We start from the raw sequence: 6,985 nt of genomic DNA on the forward strand, positions 1-6,985 counted from the left end.
TTGAGGTGGCCAATTACCTAATTTTCAGGGAAAAAGTGCCTAAATTTCCCCCCGATCACTCCCAGATCCAGTACTTTTTGATTGACAAAAGGTCTAAAAGTCTTACCCAACAAGGTTTTTAGATTTATTCAGCAGACCCTATTTAGGGGTTGCTGGCTTATCACCTTGACATCAGGGCCGTAGAGATTTGTACTCAATTACTATCCTATCGCTAAATTCTGGGAAGAAATCAAAATCCCCCTCAATCCTGAACAAATTCCTAATCATCTCGTTTGGCACCATGATCAGCCGCTCCGAGGTATAATTCCCCTACTTTCGGGTTATTGAGTAAATCTTGACCCGATCCCTGAAAACGATCTTGACCACTTTCTAAAACATAACCTCGATCGGACATCATTAGGGCTTTTTTGGCATTCTGTTCTACTAAAATAATGGCAGTTCTCGTCTGATTAATCGCTTTTATCTGTTCAAAAACGCTGGTTACTAAAATAGGAGATAAAGCTGCTGAAGGTTCATCGAGAATTAATAAATCCGGTTGCAACATCAGCGCTCGTCCCATGGCTAACATCTGTCTTTCTCCTCCGGATAAAGTGCCAGCTTTCTGACGACGGCGCTCGTCCAAACGAGGAAACATGGCATAAATGCGCTCTTTTAAAGATTTTATATTTCCTTTGCTCGTAAAAGCTCCCATTTCAAGGTTTTCTTCAATGCTCAGGGATGGAAAAACATTAGCAATTTGGGGAACATAACCCATTCCGAGGGGAACGATTTGATTAGATTTCCAACCGGCGATATTTTGTCCCTTAAAAGTGATAGTTCCAGCACTGGGTTTTAATAAACCAAAAATCGTCTTAGCGAGGGTAGATTTTCCCGCACCATTGGGACCGATAACCGTGACTAATTCCCCCGGTGCAATGCGAAAGTTAACCCCTTGCAATATGTATAAATCCTGCACATAACCAGCATAAACTTGTTCAACTTCTAAAAGATAATCCATGGTAAGGTAAAAAGGAGATAGGAGACAGTAATATGAATTATGAATTGGGAAGTGGGAAGCATTTTCAGTCAACAGTAATCAGTGAACTGAAAACTCACATCTGATAACTGATAACTGATCACTGATAACTGATAAATTAGGGAGTTTTTTGTAAATCGGGACGTTCTTGTGGCAGAATTGCACCTTCGACGGGGCATACTTGTAGACAGATACCACAGTCGATACAAGTGGCAAAATCAATCCAATACCAATCGGTTCCTTTAACATTTTTACCCGGTCCGGGATGGATGCAAGCAACAGGACAAGCGGAAACGCAATCGGCAACCCCTTCACAAGTTCCAGTGACGATCGAATGTGGCACAGTGTTTTCTCCTCTAATTCTTAACATTACTTTACCACTTTTAGGCACTGCCGTGCCAAGATCGGATCATTGTTAGGAAACTTTCTCTTAATTCCCTAAAATATTGGGAGTTTTTTCTTGATCTTAGCAAGAAGTAAAATAGAAGTTTTCGCTAGGGTTTTTACTATTCCCTTACGGGAGGACAAATAGTTAATTTCTTCCCGTAATTCCTGATTATTTTTCTGGAGATAATTATGATTATTTTCTAATTCTTTTAGGGATATTTCCATCTCTTTTATAGTACGATAATCTTGCTGTTGTTTCAGATACATTATCTGTTGTGCTTCCTGTAATTTTCTTAACTCTAACCAGACTTGATTCTGACTTGATTCCTTACTTTCACTGAGCGCATACCAGAGAAAATCACTGATTTCTTCCGCTATTGTTTGATTAACTTCAAAAAACTCGATAATATCAATCTTTTCTGGGGTAATTTTGGGGTATAACTTTCTTAAATCTTGGGCAATATCAGAGGAAAAAGCGATGATTCTAGAAGCGGATAAAATTGCATAGTGTTTTTCTAAATCTACTGGTAAATTGCCGTTTTCTTCTGGGAATTCATAAGCAAGCAAAAGTAGAGAAGGAGTGTTTAAGGGACTGGTATAAAAAGTGGAAATAAATAAATTTGCCTGTAGGCGATCGCAAATAGCTTGAATTTTTCTGGCATCCTTTCCCGTACAATTATAATCGTAGGATTCCGCAGGCCAATATTTAAATTCTTCCCATCTTGGTGCGGTGTTATTTCTATCTAAAATAACAATGTGTTGACTAAATTCTAATTGACTCCAATGCTCTAGAATTGAAGACCAAATTCTGGCTAATTTTCGTTGCTTAAGTTGAAAGATCACGCCATCAATAACAATAATTGGGCATCTTTTCCGGGAGATAGCTTGAATTGTTTGTAATTTTTCTCGCTCATCTTCCTGTAAAATTATGCCTAAATCTTCCATCTTAACTGGATTGGGTTTAATTTCTATATCCTTAATGTCTGGGTGGGGAATTTTATAGATTTTACACACTTGATAATGTTCCTGTAATGCTTGACCATTACTGCCATGTTCTAAGCCTTGGAGATTTAAATAATATAACCCTAAAATCTCAGGAATTAAAGCCATTTTTTCGCCTTGAATGCCGATTCTTAACCAAAATTCGTAATCACCGGCACAGCGAAAATTTTCCTGAAAATAACCATATTTATCGTGCAGCATTTTTCGCCACATTGGTTGAGAACCCACACAACAACCTTGACGCATCTGTTGATAGGAGTAATGTGGCCAATTCCAATGTTTTACAGCTGGGGTGGTGGCAAAAGTATCATTTTTGAGGGTGGTAATTAATTGATCGGCATAAACCAAGCTAATCTCTCTATTGTTATCTAGATAATTAGCCATAATTTCCAGAGCATTAAAACAGCGACGATCATCGGTATTCCCATTGGTGATATAGGAACCCCTAGCTAGTTTAATAGCACGATTCCAAGCGCGGTAGAGGGTTTCTCGTTCTCTAGTTCTCTGGTAAATAATATTAGGATAATTTTCTTGAAACTCTTGGATAATCTCCCCTTCATTCTCCGGGGAAGCACTATCGATAATAATAAGTTCTACTTCTCCCTTTTCGTAAAGAGTTTGAGTAACTAAATCCTCTAGACAACCCCGGATAAACTCCGCGGATTTATAGGTAGAAACAATTACAGAAACTTTGATCCTCTGCACTGGTATAGAGTTATTAAAACTAGGATTCATCGGCTTATCTGATCGCAATTCAAGACAGGGAAATTTTTTGATAATTTTGAAAAAGAAGATTTTAAGACTCTATATTTGATCGGGAGAATTGTCAAGATGTTATCGACTCTTATTGAAGATACCAGTTTATTTACCTTTGGCTTGTTACTTGACATAATAAAAAACTATAATGGGAAGGCTGTGGAAAATGAGCAACAATGACCGTATCTTCCTCCCTAGACTGGCTAACCCGTGGAACCAGTGACCTATTCCCCCATCAACCCGACTCCCAAGATCCTAGGGAAAATTTAACCCAACTACTGCAAACCACCGATCGCCCTTTAAGAATTAAACTAGGTATTGACCCCACCGGCAGCGATATTCACCTAGGTCATAGTATCCCTTTTCGGAAACTGCGTGCTTTCCAGGATGCCGGTCATGTAGCAGTGGTGATTATTGGTGATTTTACCGCTAGAATCGGCGATCCGACGGGAAAATCGGAAGTTAGAAAACAATTGACCATCGAAGAAGTGAGAGCCAATGCCGAGAATTATCTGGCACAATTACGCCCAATTTTAGATTTTAACACCCCTAATCGCCTAGAAATTCGCTATAACTCGGAATGGTTGGGGAAATTAGACCTATCGCAAATTCTCGAACTCCTCTCCACCATGACCGTGGGGCAAATGTTGGCAAAAGAAGGCTTTTCCGAACGCTACGACCAGGAAACCCCGATTTTTCTCCATGAATTTCTCTATCCCTTAATGCAGGGTTATGATTCCGTAGCTGTCGAGGCCGATGTGGAATTGGGAGGAACTGATCAAAAATTTAATATTGCCGTCGGTCGTGATTTGCAGAAATATTTCGGTAAAAAACGGCAATTCGGGCTACTTTTACCGATTTTAATCGGAACCGATGGCAGTCAAAAAATGTCCAAATCCCTGAATAATTATGTGGGATTGCGGGAATCGGCCCTGTCCATGTACTCGAAACTGGAAAAAACCCCCGACGCTTTGTTAAAAGATTATTACGAACTATTGACAAATTTGCCCTTAGATGCTATGGCGAGCAATCCGCGAGAGGCACAAAAACAACTGGCGATCGAGGTAGTTGCCCAGTTTCACGGAGAAGAGGAGGCATTAAAAGCACAAAAAACGGCGCAGGAGATAGTTCTACAGGGAAATACAGCAGCAGCAGCTTCTGTACCCGAATTTTCCCTAGCAGCGGTCACTTTTCCCCTGAAATTATTCTATCTTCTCTCGGCCACCGGCTTATGTAAAAGTAGCGGCGAAGGGAGAAGACAGATTCAGGGGGGTGCGGTGAGGATCGATAGTGAGAAAATCACCGATGTGGACAAAAGTTTTGAGACAGCCGAAGGTTTAACCGGAAAAGTCCTACAGGTGGGCAAAAATAAATTTATTCGCTTCGTAGCTTAAATAAGCGAAAAAGTCCCTATTCGGCGGCTTTTTCCACGATTTCTAACTCAAAATCTCGAAAATGGGCTTTAAACTTTTTACTGAACTCGACGAGGACGGGTAGGTTGGCGCTAACCGGTCTACCACGCCATTCGGTGACAATCCCTTTTACCTCTCCCTCTAGTCCTTTCACGTCAAAAGGATCCGATTTGTGTTCAGGATGGTGATAAACTACCACAGACTCAATTACACGAACTCGATCGCCAACTTTCATAAACTCTCTAGCGAAGACAAACGCCTATTGTATCTTTGAAGACAATCTTATCATTGTACGCCGTATCAGGGAACGGGGAACTGAAAACTCTTAAGATTGAAACCTAGAGCTTGAGCTTTGACGATACTTTTGTTCGTAAGCAGCAATACTGGGAGCAACCTAAGCGTCACCTGTTGTGCAAGGCTGACGGCTAAAAAACTGATAACTGCTCACTGATTTGATAGCATGGGGGAAAACCTATAGAGGGTTAAGCGGTATGAGTGACTATAAAGATTCTTCTTCCATGCGCTATTTCCTGGCGGGATTAAAACCCTTTGCCCAACCTTTATTTTGGCTACCGTTAGGAATATTTTCCTTGGCTCTAATTGCTTTGTGGGTATATCAACAGAATCCTGAATGGTTGGGTTCGGTATTAGATACCCCAGGAATGTCCTTGGAGGAGCGGGAAATCAGGGCTAACCAGATTACCGATACTCCTCTCCCCACTGCTGTACCATTGCCGGCCATTCCTGCCCATAATAATACCGCTCGCCTGAATAAACCGGCCTCGACCCAGCCTTTTAATCCTTTAAATACTAATCCCGATAACAACCAGAAACCCTCTTTGTTCACCCCGTTAATGCCGCAGCCTAAGCAAAATCAGGCTCCGAAGGCTAGTAAAAGTCTGCAACCGATTCAAGTGCGACCGATTAGTGGCGACACTAGCAATTATCCTTTACAAAGGGAAATCGAAAATCGCTCGCGGACTCCTAACTTGAATAATTTTCCTAATCCCAACCCCGGGGGCAGCCCGAATCAAGTCAACCCCCAGGGAAATTATTCCCCTGAGCAACAAAATGTTCAGGCCCCACCCTCCCGGAATAATGCCAACCCTAACCCCGTCCCCGGCTCTAGCAACCAATCCAACTATTATCAACCCCCCGTATATCAGGCCCCCGTCTACGGCAGTCAACCTAACGTCACTGGTTATCCCAATCAGGGAATGCCGTCCAACAATAATGGCACCCCCAATCAAGTCCCACCTGAAAGTATTAACCGAGGTTTCTCCATCCAACAACCCATTAATGCCCAGCCTTCTGGTTACTAGAGGAACTTTGAGCTTGCAGGAAGTCTAATAAAATCGGATTAACTATTTCTGGGGCCTCGTCCTGGGGACAGTGGCCTAAACCGGCTAAGGGGATAAACTGTTTTACGGTCGGGAATCTTGCTAATTCTTGGCCCAAGGCCAAGGGCTCCCAGGGATCCTCGCTACCCCAAAGCAGAATAGCCCGACAGGGGAGAATCGGCAGCAGGTCTTCTGGCAGTGGGCCGCCAGAATAACCGGTAAAAGCGAGGAAAACCTCGATCGCTCCCTGATCTCTGGCGGGTTTTAGGATTATTTCCACTAATTCCTCCGTTACCGCTTCCGAGCGCCGATAAGCTTGCAGGAGAATTTTACGCACTGTCTGGGGTTTAGCGATCTGTTGGAAGAAAAAAGCCCCAATTGCTTTATTTTTGAGAATTATTTGGGCAATATCCGCACCTAAACGACGATACCAGGGTAATTTACCCCGTTTTCTTTCGTGCAGTAGTCTGAGGGAACAATTAATCGCCGCCACCCCAAGGACAAAATCGGGATGATCGACGGCAGCCTGCATGATGGCGACGCAACCGATGGAATTACCCGCCAAAAAAGCAGGACCCCCCACCACTTCCCGACAAAAATCGGCAATTTGCGCCCCCCAAGTCTCGAAAGTGTAATCGATCTCGTTTTTCGGTTCGGGTTTGTCGGAACCGCCAAAACCAATTAAATCTAGGGCAAAACAGCGACATTTTTCGCCTAAAACAGGGATATTTTTCCGCCAATGTCCCCAAGATGCCCCAAATCCATGCACAAGCACGATCGCCGGTCCCGTCTCCCCCGCACTCTGATAGGTGATTTTGAATCCCCGCCAATGCCAAATTTTTGGTTGTGTCTCTAATTCTAGAATTTGTTGCATATTTTTGTTTATCTGTAAAGTATTTGTTGCTTTTCTTAATATATACTGTCAGGTTAAGTAGGGTCTGCTGAATAAATCTAAAAACCTTGTTGGATAAGACTTTTGGACTTTTTTCCCCTCAAAAAGTGCCAGCCATTGCGGGGATCGGGGGGAAAATTCCTGGACTTTTTCCCTGAAAATTAGGTAGTTGACCACCTGA

Annotated in this window: 7 protein-coding genes; 2 read left to right on the plus strand and 5 right to left on the minus strand. The window is 42.6% G+C overall.

The features are described 5' to 3' along the window. Positions 1 to 259: 259 nt before the first annotated feature. The 3 genes from O9300_RS02585 to O9300_RS02595 form a co-directional block, all read right to left on the minus strand. A complete protein-coding gene (locus O9300_RS02585) occupies positions 260 to 997 on the minus strand; it encodes an ABC transporter ATP-binding protein (RefSeq protein WP_287969868.1) in 738 nt (245 codons plus the stop codon). Between the two features lie 136 nt (positions 998 to 1,133). Continuing rightward, positions 1,134 to 1,358: a ferredoxin family protein gene (locus O9300_RS02590; protein WP_041804484.1), complete on the minus strand. Its 225-nt coding sequence runs from the start codon at positions 1,356 to 1,358 to the stop codon at positions 1,134 to 1,136. Between the two features lie 95 nt (positions 1,359 to 1,453). Continuing rightward, positions 1,454 to 3,139, minus strand: coding sequence for a glycosyltransferase (locus O9300_RS02595; RefSeq protein WP_287969871.1), 1,686 nt, complete (start codon positions 3,137 to 3,139; stop codon positions 1,454 to 1,456). Positions 3,140 to 3,336: 197 nt separating this feature from the next. Here O9300_RS02595 and tyrS point away from each other — a divergent pair, with 197 nt between their 5' ends. Then, positions 3,337 to 4,554 (plus strand): tyrosine--tRNA ligase, encoded by a 1,218-nt coding sequence (tyrS, locus tag O9300_RS02600; RefSeq protein WP_287969873.1) that lies wholly within the window; start codon positions 3,337 to 3,339, stop codon positions 4,552 to 4,554. A 16-nt stretch (positions 4,555 to 4,570) separates the two neighbouring features. Here tyrS and O9300_RS02605 read toward each other — a convergent pair whose 3' ends face one another. Then, on the minus strand, positions 4,571 to 4,807 hold the full coding sequence (locus O9300_RS02605; protein WP_052278213.1) for a ferredoxin-thioredoxin reductase variable chain: 237 nt from the start codon (positions 4,805 to 4,807) through the stop codon (positions 4,571 to 4,573). 256 nt (positions 4,808 to 5,063) lie between these two features. On the opposite strand from O9300_RS02605, the gene O9300_RS02610 reads away from it, so the two are divergent. Beyond that, positions 5,064 to 5,894 (plus strand): hypothetical protein, encoded by an 831-nt coding sequence (locus O9300_RS02610; protein ID WP_287969875.1) that lies wholly within the window; start codon positions 5,064 to 5,066, stop codon positions 5,892 to 5,894. Here the strand turns inward: O9300_RS02610 and O9300_RS02615 are convergent. After that, positions 5,869 to 6,786, minus strand: a complete 918-nt coding sequence (locus O9300_RS02615) for an alpha/beta fold hydrolase (RefSeq protein WP_287969878.1) — start codon at positions 6,784 to 6,786, stop codon at positions 5,869 to 5,871. The two genes, O9300_RS02610 and O9300_RS02615, sit on opposite strands and share 26 nt — an antisense overlap. Between the last annotated feature and the right edge of the window lie 199 nt (positions 6,787 to 6,985).

Origin of the sequence: Microcystis sp. LE19-195.1E, assembly GCF_027532095.1 — a bacterium.
Classification (GTDB): Bacteria; Cyanobacteriota; Cyanobacteriia; order Cyanobacteriales; family Microcystaceae; genus Microcystis; species Microcystis aeruginosa.